Annotated in this window: 1 protein-coding gene; it reads right to left on the bottom strand. The window is 67.9% G+C overall.

Features of this window, described 5'->3' with window-relative positions; all coding sequences use genetic code 11:
- A partial coding sequence (locus tag GV790_RS29490) for a rhodanese-like domain-containing protein (protein WP_218586496.1) occupies positions 1-324 on the bottom strand: 324 nt, incomplete at both ends.

Genomic DNA, 324 nt, shown 5'->3' on the forward strand with positions numbered 1-324 from the left:
GGCACGTTCGCCGTGTCCGCACATCACCGCCACCGGTCCGGGCGGGACATCGCCGAGATGCGAGGCGAGCGCACCGAGCTCGATGTTGTAAGCGGCCGGGATGTGCCCAGCGACGTACTCGCCGTGCTGGCGGATGTCGAGCACGGTCGGTGCGGGGTATGTGGCCAACTCATGCGCACCGAGCAGCGCCGCCTTCTCGACGGGACCGATCCAGGCAGTCATCCCGCCGTCGAGTTCGCCGGCGAGGGTGTCGAAGCCGACCTTGGCTGCTTCCCAGGCGATGTCGACTCCACCTTGGGAGTCGTCGCGGACGATGATGACAGG

The organism is Nocardia cyriacigeorgica, assembly GCF_010858045.1.
GTDB lineage: Bacteria > Actinomycetota > Actinomycetes > Mycobacteriales > Mycobacteriaceae > Nocardia > Nocardia cyriacigeorgica_E.